Raw genomic sequence first — 19044 nt, 5'->3', positions numbered from 1 at the left:
AACGATTCTCTGCCTTCACTTTCTTTAGTTTCGAAGCATCAGGTACTTTACAAAAGTTATATTGTTTACCCACTGGCTGCTCCAAAGGATTCCATTGACCACTACGATGCCATCTCATCCAGGTTTCACTTTCGTCTTATTAGAAATTTAATCACTGCTTACTCTTATTGCCAACCAAAAAAACACCTTCAAGGTTGTCTCCATATCTTATGTTATGGCTGCATTCTCTTGAAGGTATTTTAATTTGTCTCAATCTATGGGGTCAGTTCCTTAGCGTTATCTAAACATAATTGTGGTTCTTTTATTCACTTCAGTTATCTCTGTAATTTTAATTTTTAACTGCTGAACTTCTTTAGATATTCTTTAGATTTATTCTTACAAATTCCTAAGTTTTTCTCGTTATGATGCTTATATCAACACGAAAGGTTGGTCATGATGACGAGAGAATGGAGAATGATAAATGAAATCAAACAATCTATTGTTTTTTAAAAGCTTTATGTCAAGCCCTAAGAATGTAGGAAGCATTATTCCAAGTTCCCGCTTTTTGGCTAATAAAATGGTTGACCAGATATCCTGGACAGATACAACTGCAGTTGCAGAACTTGGTGCAGGTACAGGTCCCATCACCCAATATATTTATCAACGTGCAAATGAAAAAACTAAGGTGCTTTTATTTGAAATGAACCCAACTATGAGAGACAAGTTATCAAAAAAATTTCCTGATTTCACTTGTCATCCAGATGCTTCAACTTTGGTTGATTCAATGAAGGCTGAAGGCCTGCAACACTTAGATTGTGTTTTCAGTGGTTTGCCATTTTTTAATTTTGAGCGTACATTAAGAGATACACTGATAGATCAAATTTACCAGGCACTCAAACCTGAAGGTCTTTTTATTGCATTTCAATACTCACTGCAGATGAAAAAGCAACTTTCCGATAACTTTATTATTGAGAAGATTGAATTTGTACCTCTCAATATCCCTCCCGCATTCGTATATATTTGCCGAAAAAAAAGAAATAATTAGAATATTTTGTGTGAAGAAAGGATATTTAAAATGAATACAATTTTAGTTGTAGATGATGATCCTGAAATTCGCGATGTGATCCATGTTTACTTGCGTAACGAAGGGCATCAAGTCATTGAGGCAGCTGACGGTCTTGAAGCTCTGAGGGCTATTCAATTAAATTCAGTTCAGCTCATTATTTTGGATGTTATGATGCCACGTATGGATGGAATTGCTGCATGTATGAAAATAAGAGAAATTTCAAATACTCCAATTATTATGCTTTCAGCGAAAGAGGAGGATATTGATAAGATTATCGGTTTAACCACTGGGGCGGATGATTACATGGTAAAGCCGTTCAACCCGTTGGAATTAATTGCTCGTGTAAAAGCTCAGTTGCGACGTCAAGCATTAATTGGTAAAGAGGAATTAACATCGCTGATTCTGATTAAAGATCTAGTCATTGATAAAAATAAACATTCCGTTAAATTAAAAGGCAATGAAATTTCGTTAACACCACTGGAGTTCGCTATACTGATGTTGTTAGCGAGTCGACCTGGACAAGTCTTTAGCTCTGAGCAAATTTATGAGAGCGTGTGGAAAGAACCTTATGGATTTTCTGATAATACCGTTATGGTTCACATCCGCAATCTTCGTGAAAAACTTGAAGAAACGCCAAGGGAACCTCAATACATCAAAACAGTTTGGGGAGTTGGTTATAAAATTGATTAAGCACGTTCGCAAGCTTGTGCGCGAAAAGAGCATTCAAGTTAATATTCTGATTAGGATTATCATAACTCTGTTTATTTCAATAAACATCAACAATGTATTTATCTCAGTCTCAATTAAAATAGGAAAATCCATGGATACAGATTGGTACCTTCATTTATTCCCTTACATTAACACGCCTCTGTTTATCGTGAACTTTATCATTATCTTCTTAATATTGACCCGCAGGATCGTAAAGGATCTAGTGAAACTTGAGCATGGTCTTGAAATAATTGCAAAAGGGGACCTTGATTATCGCGTAACACTTGATCGACAGGACGAACTTGGAAAGGTCGCGAAAAATATTAACAGAATGGCAGAACAGTTAGAACGACAAATTGCGAAGGAACGTAAAATTGAACAATCTAAAATGGAAATGATTACAGGTCTATCACATGATTTACGGACTCCCCTCACAAGCATTATTGGTTACATCCAGCTTCTTAAAACTGAATCTTATCGTGATCAAGATGAGTACACTCGCTTTATTCAAAATACGTACAATAAAGCCATCCATTTGAGGAAGTTGCTCGATGATTTATTCGAATATACCCGAATCACTTCTGTTGACGATACCCAGTTAAAGCGAAAAAACATTGCCTTAGATCAGCTTCTGGAGCAAATGGTATTCGAATTTGAACCCCTTGCGCAAGAGAATGGTGTCCGTATTGTCAAAGAAATTCATCCCCACCCCATTAGCGTTTATGTAGATAGCGATAAGATTGCCAGAGCAATTGACAACCTTATGATGAACGCTATTAAATACTCAGTCAAACCTGGGATAGTCTACGTTCGGTTGGAAAATAATGGTTCGAATACTTCCATCGAGATTGAAAATGAAGGCGCTCCTCTTGCAGAAGAGCAAGTCAGCAAGCTCTTTGATCGGTTCTATAAAGTTGATTATTCTAGAACTAGTGAAGGCATACAGGCTGGATCAGGTCTAGGACTTTCAATTGCAAGAAATATCGCCGAGCTACATCAAGGTAGTTTAACTCTTCACCATACCAATGGTGTGTTTCTGTTCAGAATGACCTTACCGATACTTAATTAAAAACAATATCAATAAAGTAATGCGTCTCCATTCAAATTTAAGTAATATAAATTCTTAAGATGTGTGCGAAATGAATAAATATCTAACCATTTTATTCCTTTTTTATTTAAGTGCCCCATTCTTATACGAGTTCATTGAAGAAAAATTGTAGTTTAAATGAAATCAGCTGAGTTATGCGAATTTAGTAACATCTCTAATATTTTGAGAGTGCTATCTCCTTTGGTAACAAAGTTAATCGTCTTCATTTTTTAAATTTCAAGAATCTAACACCCTTATACAGCACATCCTACTAATACTAAAATGAGTAAACAATATGACATTAAAACATATACTCATTCTTCCATAGTTATAGATTATCTTGACTTTTTTTAACTGAACAAAGCCCCTCCATCGCTGGAGTGGGCTTTTTCATTTTGTAGACTTACATGACGATTGCTTCACTTTCTGATCACCGTCTTTATCTTGTTGAAGAATAAACTATCAGGGTAGAACTACAACATCCCCTGGTTTTAGTCCACCGAGTACTTCAGTTTTGTCACCGGATTCCAATCCAGTTTGAATTGGTAGTTGCTCTGTCAAGCCATTTCCTTTGTCTAGCAGAACATAAGGTGTGGTCTGATCACGCATGATGGCCAGACTAGACAAAACCGTTGCTTTGTCTTTGCGCATTATCTCAATATCCCCCTCCAGGCTCACACCACCAAACATTCTGGAATCCGGCTTAAGATCAATGACTACATCAAATTGGGAAGCTTGTTTAAGATCCATTTCAGAGTTTTTACGAGCAAATTTGGAGACCTTACTTACCTTACCAACAAATTTGAGTTCCTTTTGGGCTGACATTCGTACTTGCACCGGCATTCCCACTTTGAGCCTCAACATTTCTTCCTCACCAACAATTGTCATGAATTTCAATTTGCTAGTATTTGTAATGTAACCAATACGTTGACCATCCGTGACTGCACGTGTTTTAAGATCTTCTTCATTCATTTGGAAAATACCCGAAGCAGCAGCATATGCAACCGATTTGGTTATCATTTCCTGTTTCTTTTGGATTTCCTGTTCCTTAAGTGACAATGCCTTTTCGTTTAATTCATTGGTCAGTCGTTTACCTTCACGTTCAACAAAGAGTTTTTTACGTTCTTCCTCCGTTACTCCAAGAGACTCGCTCATCTCCGCTTGATTTATGCTAATCTGATTAATTTCTGCATCCAATTTAGCTTTCTCCAGTTCACTCATCAGCTGCTCTATTTCCGTCTGTAAAACCGAAGTATCAAGTGTAAAGAGTACATCTCCTTTACTCACCTGATCTCCATTTTTCACATGCCATTTCTTGATATTGGAAGCAAACGGAGCGAAAACATCTGTCTCTTCGGTGTATACCGATTTACCTTTAACTTGAATCGTTTGTTTTATTGTTTCCTGTGTGACATCAAAAGTAATCGGCGGTGGAATCTCGACAGGCGCCTCTGGTTTTGGTTTGTACGTTTCATAGAGCCAGTAGCCCAATCCTGCCAGGATAACAACCATAATGATTATTGTAATCCATTTTCTCATGTTCCCATTTTCCTTCCCCGTGTATTAATTCGGGTCTGCCCGCTCGTTGTACACGTTTTAATTACATTGACTTAATCACGCTCAGTGCATTCGTTCGAGAAGCACTAATTGCTGGATAAATGCCCGAAAGAACTCCAACCAAAACAGCAAAAACAATGCCTAGCGGTAGAGCCGATTGTTGAATAACAACAGTCATTGGTCCATCTAACTGAGTTGTCATTTGGCTCGCCAGTAAACTATTGACGCCATCCAAGGCACCGAATGCAATCCCCAAACCGGCTAACCCGCCTATCAAACCTAACATTCCGGCTTCGGTAATAAACATTATTCGAATTTGCCACAGATTCGCACCGAGCACCTTCATCACACCAATCTGTCTACGTCGTTGATGCGTGGACATAATCATCGCTACGATAATGGACAACGATGCCAGCAGCATAATAAAACCACCAATGCCTATAGCAGCTTTTTGATACATGGATAGCTGAGCTGCCATTGCTTCCTCCTGAAATAGATTACTCTGAGTATTTAATGTCAGCTTTTTGATTTGTTCTTCTACCTGGGCTACATAGCGTTTGTCCTCGACTTTAACGAGAGCTGAATTTAGTTGTTGAACAGAACTGCCTTCACGTTGTAAGCCGAGCTCATCCTGTAAAGCTCGGGCCGTATCCAACGGCAGATATACTTTTTTTTCACTTTGAGCATTCATTTCATCCATATTGATAGGCTTCGTCAATTCTCCAGTTACCGTTACAGAGCCACTCAGTTTCGTTTTACCTGGCTCAGTATAATTATCATTTTTAAACTGGACTCTCTGCTGGACCAATTGTTCTTGCTTGGAGGACATGTCCATATACTGCTGCATAAGTTCATCGTTATAAGGGTCTGCAACTAACTGGTCCACTAATTTCTGAGTCAATTTAGGATCTATAAGTCCAAATGTAGCCCCGTAACTTGCCACCGCAACGCGACCATCTTCCCCTCCACGTCCTTGAGCATATTTGTATCCAAATCCTTCTAGGGTTTTTAAATCAGTTCCCGTAACTTCAACATAGCTGCTGCGACCATCCGGAAGGACCATTTCTAGTGAATCCAGCGTCAGCATTGGCGATACGGCAATGACATGTGGAATTCTTTGGATAATCTGAATCTTTTCTATAGTAAGGGCTCCCCGTTCAAACGAAGAGGGTTCCCCCTTCCCCTTTCCAGTACGAATACCTTCATTTGGAGAAATCGTTATCTCATCCATCTTATAGTTGTCATTTAACGTTTTTTCACTATATGTTTGTACAGACTGCCCTACGCTAAGTGCAATGACCATCGCAGCCGAGCCGATGGACAGACCAATCATACAAAGCAGCGTGACCATTTTTCTACGAATGATCTGCCCCCATGCCATACGTATTACATCCAGTAATCTCACAATTCCTCTCCTTTTTTCTCAAACTCCTTTACAGCTTCTTCAACCAGTAAACCACGATGCAGAGTAAGCACACTCTGCATCTGTTCAGCAACCTCCGCTTCATGTGTCACAATCACAAAAGTGGTATTCATATCCCGATTCAGACTCTGCAAGATTGCAATTATTTCTTCCTCGGTTTCGGTATCCAGATTCCCCGTTGGTTCATCCGCGAAAATAACCGAAGGTTCTGTAATGAGTGAGCGTGCGATACTAACACGTTGCTGTTGACCACCCGATAACTGGGATGGGAATAAATTCACTTTCTCTACCAATCCAACCTGCTCCAACAATCTCAATGCTTTCGCCTTACGCTTGGAAGGCCTTTCACCCATAAATACTAGTGGGAGCTCTACATTTTCTCGTATCGTAAGATTGGACATCAACTCATAGGATTGAAATATAAAGCCGATATGTCTGCGCCTAAACTCAGCAAGACGATTTTCGCTGAAGCGTACAATATCCTGTCCAGCGATAAAAATCTTACCTTGATCTGGTTTCATCAGGCCAGCCATCAGATTCAATAAAGTCGACTTCCCTGAACCTGAACTACCTAGCAGAGCTACCATCTTACCTTCGCTAATCGTCAAATTGATATCCTGAAGCACAGGCACACTTCCCTGGGCATTGCGGAAAGAGTGAGATAACTGTTCAACTCGAAGCATTCTTTCATGCCTTCCTTTCCGTGTTACTTAATATGTATAGATTCATGCAATTACACTATTTTCATTGTAGAGCCAAGATGTTTCTAAGTCGCCCGAGATTGTATCCAACTTGTAAAATACAAAAAACTTCAATCCGTTATACTAGCTTTCACTAGCCTTTTTATTACGGATTGAAGTCTGGACATTACCATCTTACCAAACTCTGAAAGTAAAGCGATACAGCTCACTCTTAGTTAATGAGCCTCCTACAAAGAACAATTCATCTTCATTCCATTTCAGTTTGATAAAATTATCGATATTACGATAAATAACAGTATCAGATGACAGTTTGTCATCGTTCAGATAGGCAATATGCATTTCATTATTCTGATTCTGGCTATCTTTCATAAGGAAGTACGCTATGCGAGATTCGTCTGCATTCAGATCGAAACTCCAAATAGATCCTTCCACTATTACGTCATATGAATCGTTTACAGGGTGATATCGAAATAAGCCTTGCACGTTATTCATCGTTCCCAGAATGAGCATATCGCCATTTTTCAGTAACTTAAATTGTTGGATTTCATCCAATGCCGCATATTTCTTCACTTCAAGGTCGCCCTCTAGTGAAACTCGATATATAGTGTACTTGTCTTTTAGTAGTACCAGCAGGTAAACCGATTTAAGATCTTCGCTAATTTCCAAGTCATCCATAAAAATAAGATTGTCACTCAAACTCTGGGTCGCTCCCGTTAATATTCCCATCAATTCATCATGAGTATAGATCACTCGACTCTCATTGGTAGTTAGATTCACTTGCTTCGCCAAAAGTTCATCTTGACCGATGTAAGAGTCATTCCCTGCAAAAACTTTGTAATACGAGTTGTCGTTTAATAGTTTGCGACGACCTCCAGTTTGAATATCATACTCATATGTTGAACTTTGCGTATGACCTGCTCGGTGCTGAGAATAAATCATTTTCTTGTGGTCTGGGCTTATCACGACCCCGTAATCTGTACTACCTGCAATTTTCTTGACTTTGTTATCATCCAGTTGCATTACCGACAGTTGAATTCCCGTATAAGACGAATCTGGTTGATTCATAATAATCGTATTCCGGTTTACCACTTCAAAGTCATAAATTGCGAAGTCGTTCGGAATTTTGGTAGCCGATTCAGTATGAATAGTACTGCTGGGCGGTGGGGCCAAACGACTTTCAAACTGCTCACTTGGTAAAACCACCGTCCGAGGCTTGAGATTTCCTATGCTGAATATGCTGCCAATACCGAATATTCCTCCAACAAATACAATCATGATCCCTAATAGGATTAACCAATCCCGATATTTTCGCCAGAATTGGAAATATTTCATGTGTCTATTTCTCCTGGAAGACAGATATTTACTTTGGTGCCTTCATGTGTATTACTTTGCATTTCCACTGTCCCTCCATGACGTTCAACCGTGTTCTTAACAATAGACAATCCTAGGCCGGCGCTCCCTTTCTCAGCCCTTTTTGTTCCTTTATCCTGGTAAAAAGGTTCAAATACATGCTGGAGCGCTTCAGCATCGATACCTTCCCCCTGATCTCGAATTACAATTTTTATTAAATTGTCTACTCGGAAGGACTGCACTTCGATAATTGAATTTACCGCACTGTATTTTACTGAGTTATCCAGGATGTTAAGAAATACCTCTTTCAGCTTATTCCGATCTCCCCGAAGATATAGATGTTCCTCCAATTCATAGTGGATGCCCATATTGTACTTTCCTGCTTTGATGGACATATCCTCACAAGCTTCACGAATGATTTCGGATACATGTACCCGTTCAAACCGATATGCAGGGATGCTCGCAGATGATACAGAGACTTCTAGAATATCGGCTACCATCATATTAAGGCGCTGGCTTTCTTTAATAATATAATTTATTCCTTTGTCGAAAAATTTCTCGTCTGTAAAACCATTATCCCTCAAAATCTGGGCATAGCCCAGAATAGTTGTCAGCGGGGTTTTCAATTCATGTGTCACATTATCGAAAAAAACTTTGCTCCGTGCTTGAACTTGCTCCACTTCGTCTCGTTCCCGCTCAATTACATCAATCTGTTCACGTATTCGATCAATCATGACTGTAAAGCTTATAGCCAGTTCACCAATCTCATCTTTTGTTGAAATTTGAATATCAGCGTTCAGGCTCCCTTGAGCGACTTCAGCAGAACGTTTTGTAAGTACACGAATAGGGTGTGTGATTTTCCTAGAAATAAAAATGGATGCGATAAATACAAATACGAAGATAACGGCTGCGAACAGCATAATTGTGTTCTGAAAGCGAACATTACGCTTGTACAGTGCACTGTAATCCTTCTGCATTTGTACAATTCCTATTAATTGTTGATCTATCTGGAGTGGAAAAGATAGACTAGCGGTTATCTGACCTTTATCAGCGGCGGTTGTATAAGCGATATTGGACTGCATGGCTTCCTTTAAATCAGGAAAATTCGATTGATTTACGACATTATTTCCGCTCTCTGTCGATCCGTATGGAGATGCATTCGGGCGGTAAACTGTAATGTTCCCACCGGCAGCTGATCCAATCTGTTCTGCTAGCTCATGATTCAGCGTTTCTAGTGATTCCCTGCTGATACGCTTGTTTTGGATAAGAAAATACTGATTCAACGCGATGTCCAGATTTTTTTTTGCTTGCACCATATCTTCATGTACTTCCCGGTACATATTATCCTGAGCTACCTTATTGGATAAAATAAGTAGAGCAGAAAACCCAATGAATACGATGACCGAGAATAGAACCACCAATTTGAACTGGATGGTCCACTTCATGCAAGCACCTGAATATTTAGCTTGTACCCCACACCAAATACTGTTTCTATTATCGAAATCCCTTGAACCTCACTGTCCAACTTTTTGCGAATTCTTTGTACATGTATGTCCACCGTTCGGGTATCTCCTGCAAATTCAAATCCCCATACCTTGTCTAGAAGTTCAGAACGCGTGTGTACTTTACGGTGATGATTCACTAGAAATAATAGTAATTCATATTCTTTATTCGTAAGTTCTGCCCGTTCCCCGTTCTTCCGCACTTCACGTTCGTCTTTACGAATCTCAATGTGCTTGCCGAGTCGGACAACTTCGTATGACTGGTTGTCCAACGTATCACTAATGAGATCAATCCTACGGAAAATAGCTCGAATACGCGCAACCACTTCCCGGATATCAAAAGGCTTTGTAATATAATCATCCGCTCCGAGCTCCATACCAAGGACCTTGTCCAACATATCGGACTTTGCCGTAATCATAATAACGGGTATTTTGGAATTTACAGATAGTTGTCTGCACACATCAAAACCACTCATGTCGGGTAACATCAGATCTAACAAGATTAGATCGGGCTTTGAGTCTTGTAGCAATTCCAGAGCCTCTTTTCCCGAAGCAGCTTCCTTCATCTGGAATCCTTCCTTGCGTAACGAATAGGATAAAATATCACGAATGGACTCCTCATCCTCAACAATCAAAATCTCTCTTAATCTCATGATCTCATCGTAGTCTCCTTGCTCTTTAAAATTCATCTGCATATATTCTCTATCTCAAATAGTATCTTTGAACAGAGGGAAACAGTAAATGTTACAACTCCGATACAAATTCGTACGGTTTGGATACAACCTCCCGGTATACTTACATCATACAGAAAACAACCAAAACCGACATTGAACTAATCTGTATTTCCAGGAGGCTTCGTACCACATGAATGACATACAAATACATGATGCTTATGTTAACTATAAATCAGAAATTACAAGGTATCTAGCTCAATTCATTAAGCAAGCTCAAGATGCAGAGGATCTGGCTCAGGACTGCTTCATTAAGTTGATGCGCGTTTCTATTGATATTCCTGAAGAACGGATCCTGTACTATCTCAAACGAATCGCTCGTAACCTTGCTATGGATAACTTGCGTAGGAAAATCCGTACTCTAAAGCGCGACAGTCGTTTGAACTTACCTCAATATCACTTAGACACATTCAGTCTTGAAATTGATGAAAGCGTCGAGGATCTGGTCTCACATGTTGTCAACAAAGAACATCGGAAAATCTTAGAACTACGCATTCTTCATGGATATTCCATTAAGGAAACCTCAGACCTGGTTAACCGCAGTGAAAGCATGATCAAAGCTTCAGTATTTCATGCTGTTAATCGTATTCGGTCGAAAGTCATCTCATAAAAAACTGGCTTCTGCACGTTGACGAAATAAGCAACCGATCACGTGAAATGATCCCTTAAAGTTAGACAAATGTTCTTATGCAACTTGTTGGGCATGAGCTCGGTATTGTACCGGCTCATGCCTTTTAATTTTAACTTGATGCGTCAGCCACAGAACCAGCTCCTATGAAGCACAGTTTCATCCTCGATATAGATGATGATCCAATAAAGTCTGGACTGATTCTCATTTTAGCGCTCCATTCTATTTAAAATACAAACTGGACAAAGATCATATAAAGTAAAGTACCGCCTGCGATGGATAGCAACATATTTCTTTTCCAATAATGAAGTAAGATGACAATAAGAATTGATAAGATTTCGGGTATACCATAAGATTCAGAAAAAAAAGAAATATCTTTAATACTATAGATTACAAGTAGTCCCAGTGCAGCTGAGGGTAGGACCTTGCCCAGGTACTGTACATATTTTGGCGTGGGGCGACCTGGTGGGAACAAAATAAATGGGATAAACCGGGTCATCATTGTACCCAGTACTACCATTGCTATAGTTATGACGATTTCCAAAGACGTCATGGACATGCAGATTCACCTCTATTCTCTATTTTTTTTCGCATAAGTGTAAGAGTAATAAGAAGCCCCATCATGGAGGGAATGATAAAGTTTGTACTGTCAAAGATAATAAGACATAAAATGGATATTCCTAAACCCAGCAATGCACTATCATGTGTGCCTTCCTTCATCCATTGCTCGATGAAAATAACAATGAATAGAGCTGTCATCACAAAGTCTAGTCCCTGCATGTTAAGGGTAACTAGTGATCCAAAAATCCCACCTATCGCTGCACCAACAACCCAATAGCTATGATTTAGGAACGTTATGAAGAACATATACCATCCCCTATCCACGTTTTGTGGAATATCCGCTGTATAGTTAATTGAGAATGATTCATCGCATAATCCAAAGATCAAATATATTTTTTTAAAACCCGTACCTTTATATTTATCAAGCATTGATATTCCATAAAAAAGATGCCTTGCGTTAACCATCAAGGTCATGAGCAAGGCTCCAAGTGGATTAAATGAACTGAGTAGCAAATTCACTGCAACAAATTCCATGGAACCGGCAAAAATAAGTAGTGCCATAAGAACAGCATAAATCACATTGAATCCGGAAAGGTTCATCAGAATACCATAAGCGATTCCTAAAAACATAAAGCCAGCTAGGATTGGAATCGTAGGTGGGAAAGCTTCTTTTAAAGCCGGCAAGAGTAGATTATTATTTTTTAACATTTCTGCATCTCCTTCTGAACATTCAATACTTTGTCAGTTTAACAACAGAAATACATACAATCAATGTTATAATTGTATGTATTACAATATAGTTATGAGGTGTATCTTCATGCCGTTCAACTCTTTTGATCACTATCCTATGTCATGGAAACCCAACAAAAATCAATTAAGACGTCCTATTTATCGTTCTCTAGCACAATTGCTGGAGCATGATATCAATCATGGATTCTTAGCTCCTGGTACAAAACTTCCGCCACAACGAGAGTTAGCGGATTATCTGGATGTGAATTTTACCACCATTACGCGTGCCTATAAATTATGCGAACTTAAAGGACTCTTATATGGCGTTACAGGTAACGGTACTTTTGTTGGCGCCAATGCTGCTCGATCGGTTACTATCTCGAAAGAACATAATTCAAATAAAGTTATTGATCTTGGTTTTGTCGCTTCATATGAGCAGACGAATGAGATGGTTTCGGAAGTGATCAAACAAGTTGCAGAGAAGAATTATCTGGAGCAGTTATTGAATTATAATGATCCTTCCGGTATTCCTCATCATAAATTGGCTGCTCTCAATTGGATGCAAACACTAGGGATTCAAGCCGATACGGAGCATGTGGCCATCGTTTCGGGAGCACAAAACGCCATTGCAATTACCTTATTTGCCTTATTCGAACCAGGTAACCGAATTGCAGTCGATGTTTACACCTACGCTAACTTTATTGAAATTTCGAAAATGTACCAAATCCGGTTGGTCCCCATCCTCGGTGATGAGCACGGAATGCTACCTGACGCTTTGGAGGAACAATGCCAACAAATGAATATTGATGGAGTATTTTTGATGCCATCTTGTGCGAATCCAACAACCATCATGATGCCCATAAAAAGAAAAATGGAATTGGCTCATGTTATCCAAAAGTATGCCTTAATTCTAATTGAAGATGACTTTCATGCCTTTTTGTCAGCTGGTACTATTGACCATTATGGCCAACCCATGTATCAAATGCTACCAAATCAAACTGTCTACATATGCAGTACATCCAAATCCATCTGTTCAGGGCTAAGAGTGGCATACGTTGTATTTAACGAAGTATTTAAAAGTAAGATGATTAAGGCGATATATAACGTCAACGTCAAGACATCTTCTTTGGATGTCGAGATTATCACAGAGCTAATTCTCACTGGACAAGCTCAAAAGATCGTCGAAAGAAAAAAACAATTAGCTGAAGAAGGCAGCCAATTGTTTAGAAAATATTTTTCACTTTCACCTCAAGCCGGACATCCGCTGAGTTTTTTTCGATGGCTTCCTATACCACAATCTAAAAAAAACCTTCTTACCGAAAGGTATTTCTTAGATAATGGCATTCGTGTGTTTCACTCCAATCGTTTTTTGAGTTCTTTTAGTAAAGAGCCTGATCATTTGAGAGTCGCGCTTTCTTCCACGTCTAATATGGAAGAGTTAAAGGTAGGATTGAAGTTGTTAAGCGAGTTGCTAAATCTTTATCAAAGATAAGATCTTTATAATATGTGGAGTTTGTAACTAACCTGCCCGTTAGCTCATTAATTAACGGGCAAATGACGATTAGATATACACCTAATCAGGAATAGGAACATGTTCTTGTCCCCCGACAAATTTTCATTTATTTCAAACTCGATCTCCTCAATTAGATGAAGACCACTCATACGTATACCTCCTAACTTAAAAACAATTGATATTATTGCTTGCGTCTGATGCTATAAAAGCGCATCCCTGCGGGTACGCCTTTAATTTCAAGAACTCCTTTATAGATGAGCTCCCTTAACCGATATTCGAAATAAGCATCTCCGATATATTGCTCACAGTATCCGATGGCCTCTCCAATAAGACGGGCTGATTTCAAGAAACCCTGATTACCAGCAGGAGGCTTAAGATCGTCTAATTTCTCTAACAGGTAATCATCATAATAATCCGCTGGCACTTCTAAAACAGCTTGCTCACTCCAAATACGTAAAGTTCCTGACTGCTCCGTGATGACCTTCCATTCTTCTTCCAGACGTGCAGTATCAGCAGAGTCTAATCTTTTCTTGTCGTCTAACCTGCTGATTGCTTCCCGCAGCTTTTCAGATGGGATCTCTCCTGAGCACCTGTAATGTATGAATGCATCAGGCAGGTTGTAAAGTTCTTCACAGACTGCACAAGCATCATATAACGAGATAGCATTAGGTTTACTGCGAAGTAAGTGAACCGCATGGCGTAAGCCTATCTGCTCACAAGCATTGCTACTAGTCCAAACAACGATCTCTGCTCCTTCCGGTATTAGATCTAATTTGACTAGAGTCTCATTGTATTCATTTTCAAATTCATCATATTCTTCAAATCCACCGATGATGTTATTGCTAAACCAATTCCTGCGTTCCATACGTCCTTCTGCTGAGTTCAGGCCAAGCGGACCAATAGCGTAGTTATCCTTTAACGTTATAACCTTATGCGTTTCTTCGAAACCGAGTCCTCTTAAAGCTTGTTTCATGCTGCCCGCAAAGGATTCCCCAATCACAATATGAACGTGAGTACAAGTAGGTACTGGAGACCAGAATATTCTTCTCTCTTGAAGACTCATCAGCTCATCATATAGTTCAATTAGTTCGTGAGCTACGGTTTCACTTGTTCCCTCTTGCTGCTTCATCAATTTGATTTTAGCCAGCATAAATTGAAGATAGGGTTTTAATTCTCCTTCTCCCAAACTATCGGTTGCTCTTTTAATTACTAGGAAATCTTTAAGATTCAAATCATCTTCCCTCCTTTTCGTATGCACCGTACATATTCTCACACATGCGTTCAAATGAGTTCGATCACGCAATTGAATAGATACACAACATTCTTTCCCTTATATCAAACGCTCAGCTTGCTTCCCCCTATTTTTATGATTCCTTTGAGTTGTCATCCATGAAGTCGAAATATCCTGGTGCGCCGATCGAGACGGTCGTAAAATAGTAATAACGCTTTTCGAGCGCTTGATTTTCTTCGCTCATTTCCAGAAAATCCGGGTCTTTCAAGATTTCATCATTCATAATGCCTTCTCGCCAGAAGCACAGCTCGAGTTCTTGAAACGCAAAGGAATACCCCGTTCTTGGATCATCATCCCCGATCATTGGATACTTTTTCATAAGAGTATTGATCAAATCCTCAGCCTTAGTCGTGAAGACATCCATGTCTTGAAATAAACAAGGGATATGAAATTGACTATGATAGTGTGGGTTCATTAGTTGAATGAATTTTACCCTGCCGTTGGAATCGTATTCAAAATGACTGCGCGTAAACAGCATCTCGATATAACTGGGATTAACGGGTATCCCATCATCAGCTCTCCAATAGTCCATATTCTGAAAGGTCTGCTCCACCTTTTCCCTACTCATCCCTAGCTGAAAAGGACCGATGCCGACATGTGGCGTTACCATAATTGCTTCCACCCTGAAAAACTCCTTTCAAGGACAATTTTTTTTAAAGATTCAACCAGCTGCTCGGGTAATTAAAACCTCCCGTTAGTTGAATTAGAATGGATTTTCACCTTTAACAAAAGGGATAAAGACGGCATAAATAGAGCCAACAAAAAAATCCAAAAGGTTATTGATTTTATACGTTTTCTAAAGATACTGTTATTATTAATTACAATTTGAGAACAGGTTATAGTACAAATAAAAAACAAAAGATAGGAGAGCCCAAACCAGTTAACCCATACGTTCCCCATAAAATGAATATCAAAATACTCATAAATGTATCTCAGTACATTTTCAGTTAAAATGAAACCAATAACGAAATATCCTATGATCTCAAAATATTTTAAAACTTGCTTTTTCCATACAGACAATCCCTTCCCCCCCTCATTTTATTCAACTTAGTTGTTTGCTTAGTAATGATATGTAGCCGAGTAAGTTGAGCGTTTCCCCTTATGTCTCTATCATAAGCTTGCATCCAGCTAGTTTAATTACTATCAAAGACATGCATATGATAATGCGACAAATCGTTAAATTCAACCCCATTTTGAATGATGGTTATTCCATCTGGATTGAATTGTGTTTGGATCAGCCTTTTTAGCAAGATAGATGCCTTCATAATTTCGTTAGCAGTTATATCGTCCAAATCATCGAGTTCGTAGTAATGTTGTTTCGGAAGGATGAGAACATGCCCTTCATTTAGTGGCTCAATATCCAAAATACAAGTTACGTAATCATTTTCATAAATTGTGTTCGTATCAATCATTTTGTTTGCAAGCTGACATCCTAAACACATCCTATTCGCCATATCTACTCCCTCCACTTCTCATAATAACCACTACTATTTCGTTTTACCTTACGTACATTGCATCACACAAATTACTCGTTCAAAACATAGATTCGCAAGATCATCTTCATGGATCCAATAATAAATTCTACCAGAATCTCCCACATCACCCCTGTCTTTTCTTCTTCCGAGTCTATTTGTAGAAGTAATCGCCACTTTAGTGCAGAATTCAATACTTTACCTCGAATCTCAGGGTCATTGTTTTCAATCCACTTATACGGTCCATAAGTTAACTCACAACTAACTTGCATATCTCCCTGAATTGGATCCGGATGGCCCATAAGTCGATTAATATATCCTTTTGTACTCCAATTCGGTAAAAATAATCTCCAGTACTTCTCAAAATTCTCAATGTTTCCATTCCAGCCGAGTCCCAGGCTTTCGAGGTAAGCTGACTCAGCGGTGGGTACTGAAAAATTATGCTCAAATAAAATCTGATTCGGCTTCAGCTTTTCTAAATCAGTTAAACTTGTAGGTGTGTTTCTTCGTGCTGATTTTTCGAGACGATCAGAATCGAAGTAGAACACTCGGCATGTAGAAGGATCATTATAACCTCCCATCTCTGCATACATAGGTTTTACAGCATAAAAAAAGGATAGTAGTCCACTCGTCGGAAGAGACAACTGTTGAGGGCAATCAGATAAGTTAATCTGCAAGATAAAAGACATATCATATTCTTTCCACGTTAGCCATTCGAGGTCTTCAGGAAGATCTGGATTACCTCCTACCTTACTTCCTCCTAAAAGAATATCAGAATCGGAAACGGGGCTCAGAAATAGTTGAGCCGTCGGAAAAACCCAGTTGGCAATAGCATTACCATATTCTTTTAGACCCACTTGTTCGAGCTGTCGTATTACTTCCTCTTTGTTTAGCATTGAGATGCCTTCTGAAGGTAATTTCTTATTCGCATGGATAAATCATCAGTGCTTATTTGCTCTACTACCGTTTCTTTGATATTAAAAGTGTTGATGTTACGGTTGAATTTGAGTTCATCATATATCCTTCTTGCCTTTTACATCGTCTCGTTCACATGTAGTCAAGCCAGCCCTGAGCAGCCTGACTACAGGCTTTCACGTTTTACGACACAGACGCAACTGCTTCCGGTAATATTCTTTCGTATTCTTTATGTAACACATAACGATGAACGCCTCTCGAAGCATTAATTGCTTCCCTTGCATGCTTGATGGCCGTTTCTCGATGACCTGCTTTAATTTCTATTTCCGCGAGCAACGCAGATCTCATCCAGCGCTTTTTAATTGACTTGAGACATTCTCGTGCCTGAGTACTTTTCTCGTCCTCCGATAGTAAAATGGTTTCATAATATGCACGGTAATCCGAAAATCGGATATACGGTACGGCTTCCCGAACATCATGCATATCCTTGCGATAAACCCCATAAGCTGCCTTGTACACTGCTTGTGCCTTTTCCTTTTTATGTTTGCTCATAATCTGCTCCATAACCATTCTTGATTCATCCTCGAATCTATTCGCAAGTACATATTGAATATAAATTTCAGGTGTATTTTTCTGGCCACGTAAAAAGAATTCCACACGATCCATACGCTTCTCAAGAGCTAAAGGATAAAAGTAGTGGATGATAAACGCAACAAGGGTTGCCCCCATACCGACCCCTACTGTAAGGATTTTCGAATACCCATTTAAAGTCATAAATAAAACAAGCAGGAACACAGCGATCTCCTTTGAAATTTGTAATTAACAAGCAAGTATCTATTATATAAGAATATATTCTCTTTTTTGTAAATGTTAGGAGTGGTAGATTCTGAATGTTCCGTTCTCTGAGGTGAGGTTTTTTATGGACGCAGCATCACATTTTTTTCAACTAAATTCTTGGGCAGAGTCTCCACTAAATTGACCCCCTTCAATTAAATTCAATTTAATTTTATATTTCGAGTTTAGAGCATTGACACCCCAAATGTTGGACACCATTTACCAATTGGAGGTGTTCACACTATGGTTGGCGCTTTTATTAAACTAACGTTTCCCGTTAGCTTAATAAAAGCGATGTAAACTTCAGTTAGTTAGTTATTTATCTAATCGGTAATCGGCCCATGTTCTTGTCCGTTTCGGCAATCGGTACAAGTTCTTGTCCTTGGCTTGGGACAAGAACTTGTACCGATAAAATAAAAAAGCCGCTAAATAGCGACTTTCAATGGGAATATGTTCTTGTCCCCCGACATATCGCTACAACTGTTATCAATATATCGCTCACCTAGAAACAAGCGGTGAAGCTCTTCCGGAGCTTCCTGTATTTTGCCTGCCGCATGCCCCGTAGGAAAATGATCGTCATCCAGCAGCCATACCTTCATCCCGCGCTTACGGGCTTCATCCATAATAATGTCCATGTCTGTCCACCATTTCGGTCCCAGAAAACACCAAACATATCCCCAAAGGTACCTGGACCAAATGCAGGCTTGTTGTACCACTTTGGTATGAAAACCAACGTCCCAACCCAAAAAAATATTACTCCCACAACAGCAACCCAGAAAATAGCCAAACTTCTCTTCATGCCTTCACTCCTACCCAAAATATGCTTTGACTCCTTCCAGTATCAGGCAGTATAGAATCGGGGGTCAAGAGTGATATTTGAGTTGAGTTGGTTCCGAGATATAGTGACCATCAGATGCTTTCATACGCTCACTCAGATGCTGATCTCCGCTCGTCTATGGAATGATTCCTGTATTCGGACACTCCAGTTAGACAGGTC

The 19044-nt window shown here is 39.3% G+C and carries 18 protein-coding genes and 1 pseudogene; 5 read left to right on the top strand and 14 right to left on the bottom strand.

Going from position 1 to position 19044, the window contains the following annotated elements; genetic code table 11:
* Positions 1-460 precede the first annotated feature (460 nt).
* From MH144_RS03760 to MH144_RS03750, 3 genes are read left to right on the top strand one after another with little or no spacing between them, the layout of a single operon-like run.
* Complete coding sequence (locus MH144_RS03760; RefSeq protein WP_239297728.1) at positions 461-1024, top strand: class I SAM-dependent methyltransferase; 564 nt, start codon at positions 461-463, stop codon at positions 1022-1024.
* A gap of 30 nt (positions 1025-1054) precedes the next feature.
* Positions 1055-1735: a response regulator transcription factor gene (locus MH144_RS03755; protein ID WP_239297727.1), complete on the top strand. Its 681-nt coding sequence runs from the start codon at positions 1055-1057 to the stop codon at positions 1733-1735.
* Positions 1668-2822, top strand: a complete 1155-nt coding sequence (locus MH144_RS03750; protein WP_481857313.1) for a sensor histidine kinase — start codon at positions 1668-1670, stop codon at positions 2820-2822. The genes MH144_RS03755 and MH144_RS03750 overlap by 68 nt, the downstream gene beginning before the upstream one ends.
* Positions 2823-3302: 480 nt before the next feature.
* Here MH144_RS03750 and MH144_RS03745 read toward each other — a convergent pair whose 3' ends face one another.
* The 6 genes from MH144_RS03745 to MH144_RS03720 all read right to left on the bottom strand — a co-directional run bounded on the left by MH144_RS03745 (position 3303) and on the right by MH144_RS03720 (position 10026).
* Positions 3303-4379: an efflux RND transporter periplasmic adaptor subunit gene (locus tag MH144_RS03745; RefSeq protein ID WP_239297726.1), complete on the bottom strand. Its 1077-nt coding sequence runs from the start codon at positions 4377-4379 to the stop codon at positions 3303-3305.
* 61 nt (positions 4380-4440) lie between these two features.
* Positions 4441-5778 carry an ABC transporter permease gene (locus MH144_RS03740; protein WP_239297725.1) on the bottom strand — a complete coding sequence of 446 codons (1338 nt, stop codon included), beginning with the start codon at positions 5776-5778 and terminating at the stop codon, positions 4441-4443.
* Positions 5779-5798: 20 nt separating this feature from the next.
* Positions 5799-6503 (bottom strand): ABC transporter ATP-binding protein, encoded by a 705-nt coding sequence (locus tag MH144_RS03735; RefSeq protein WP_239297724.1) that lies wholly within the window; start codon positions 6501-6503, stop codon positions 5799-5801.
* A 192-nt stretch (positions 6504-6695) separates the two neighbouring features.
* The gene (locus tag MH144_RS03730) at positions 6696-7853 is read right to left on the bottom strand and encodes a TolB-like translocation protein (RefSeq protein ID WP_239297723.1); all 1158 of its coding nucleotides are present in this window, start codon (positions 7851-7853) and stop codon (positions 6696-6698) included.
* Positions 7850-9211 (bottom strand): sensor histidine kinase, encoded by a 1362-nt coding sequence (locus tag MH144_RS03725; RefSeq protein WP_239297722.1) that lies wholly within the window; start codon positions 9209-9211, stop codon positions 7850-7852. The genes MH144_RS03730 and MH144_RS03725 overlap by 4 nt, the downstream gene beginning before the upstream one ends.
* Before the next feature lie 101 nt (positions 9212-9312).
* Positions 9313-10026 (bottom strand): response regulator transcription factor, encoded by a 714-nt coding sequence (locus MH144_RS03720; protein ID WP_239299248.1) that lies wholly within the window; start codon positions 10024-10026, stop codon positions 9313-9315.
* Positions 10027-10237: 211 nt separating this feature from the next.
* On the opposite strand from MH144_RS03720, the gene MH144_RS03715 reads away from it, so the two are divergent.
* Positions 10238-10714: an RNA polymerase sigma factor gene (locus MH144_RS03715; RefSeq protein ID WP_239297721.1), complete on the top strand. Its 477-nt coding sequence runs from the start codon at positions 10238-10240 to the stop codon at positions 10712-10714.
* 244 nt (positions 10715-10958) lie between these two features.
* On the opposite strand, the gene MH144_RS03710 is transcribed toward MH144_RS03715, so the two are convergent.
* Together MH144_RS03710 and azlC are read right to left on the bottom strand one after the other, a co-directional pair.
* Complete coding sequence (locus MH144_RS03710) at positions 10959-11291, bottom strand: branched-chain amino acid transporter permease (RefSeq protein WP_239297720.1); 333 nt, start codon at positions 11289-11291, stop codon at positions 10959-10961.
* Positions 11282-12001 (bottom strand): azaleucine resistance protein AzlC, encoded by a 720-nt coding sequence (gene azlC / locus MH144_RS03705; RefSeq protein WP_239297719.1) that lies wholly within the window; start codon positions 11999-12001, stop codon positions 11282-11284. The genes MH144_RS03710 and azlC overlap by 10 nt, the downstream gene beginning before the upstream one ends.
* 109 nt (positions 12002-12110) lie before the next feature.
* On the opposite strand from azlC, the gene MH144_RS03700 reads away from it, so the two are divergent.
* Entirely contained in the window at positions 12111-13514 is a 1404-nt protein-coding gene (locus MH144_RS03700) for an aminotransferase-like domain-containing protein (RefSeq protein ID WP_239297718.1), read from the top strand.
* A 202-nt stretch (positions 13515-13716) separates the two neighbouring features.
* Here the strand turns inward: MH144_RS03700 and MH144_RS03695 are convergent, their stop codons facing one another.
* From MH144_RS03695 to MH144_RS03670, 6 genes and pseudogenes are all read right to left on the bottom strand, one after another.
* Complete coding sequence (locus MH144_RS03695) at positions 13717-14766, bottom strand: DUF1835 domain-containing protein (RefSeq protein ID WP_239297717.1); 1050 nt, start codon at positions 14764-14766, stop codon at positions 13717-13719.
* A gap of 133 nt (positions 14767-14899) precedes the next feature.
* Positions 14900-15448 (bottom strand): hypothetical protein, encoded by a 549-nt coding sequence (locus MH144_RS03690; RefSeq protein WP_239297716.1) that lies wholly within the window; start codon positions 15446-15448, stop codon positions 14900-14902.
* 511 nt (positions 15449-15959) lie between these two features.
* Positions 15960-16280, bottom strand: coding sequence for an HIT family protein (locus tag MH144_RS03685; RefSeq protein ID WP_239297715.1), 321 nt, complete (start codon positions 16278-16280; stop codon positions 15960-15962).
* A gap of 48 nt (positions 16281-16328) precedes the next feature.
* Positions 16329-17194: pseudogene (locus tag MH144_RS03680) on the bottom strand (YwqG family protein).
* Positions 17195-17396: 202 nt separating this feature from the next.
* Positions 17397-18008 (bottom strand): hypothetical protein, encoded by a 612-nt coding sequence (locus MH144_RS03675; protein WP_239297714.1) that lies wholly within the window; start codon positions 18006-18008, stop codon positions 17397-17399.
* Between the two features lie 464 nt (positions 18009-18472).
* Positions 18473-18682: a hypothetical protein gene (locus MH144_RS03670; RefSeq protein ID WP_239297713.1), complete on the bottom strand. Its 210-nt coding sequence runs from the start codon at positions 18680-18682 to the stop codon at positions 18473-18475.
* Between the last annotated feature and the right edge of the window lie 362 nt (positions 18683-19044).

Origin of the sequence: Paenibacillus sp. ACRRY (assembly GCF_022346995.1) — a bacterium.
Lineage (GTDB): Bacteria > Bacillota > Bacilli > Paenibacillales > Paenibacillaceae > Paenibacillus.
This window is presented reverse-complemented; position numbering and strand designations above follow the sequence as displayed.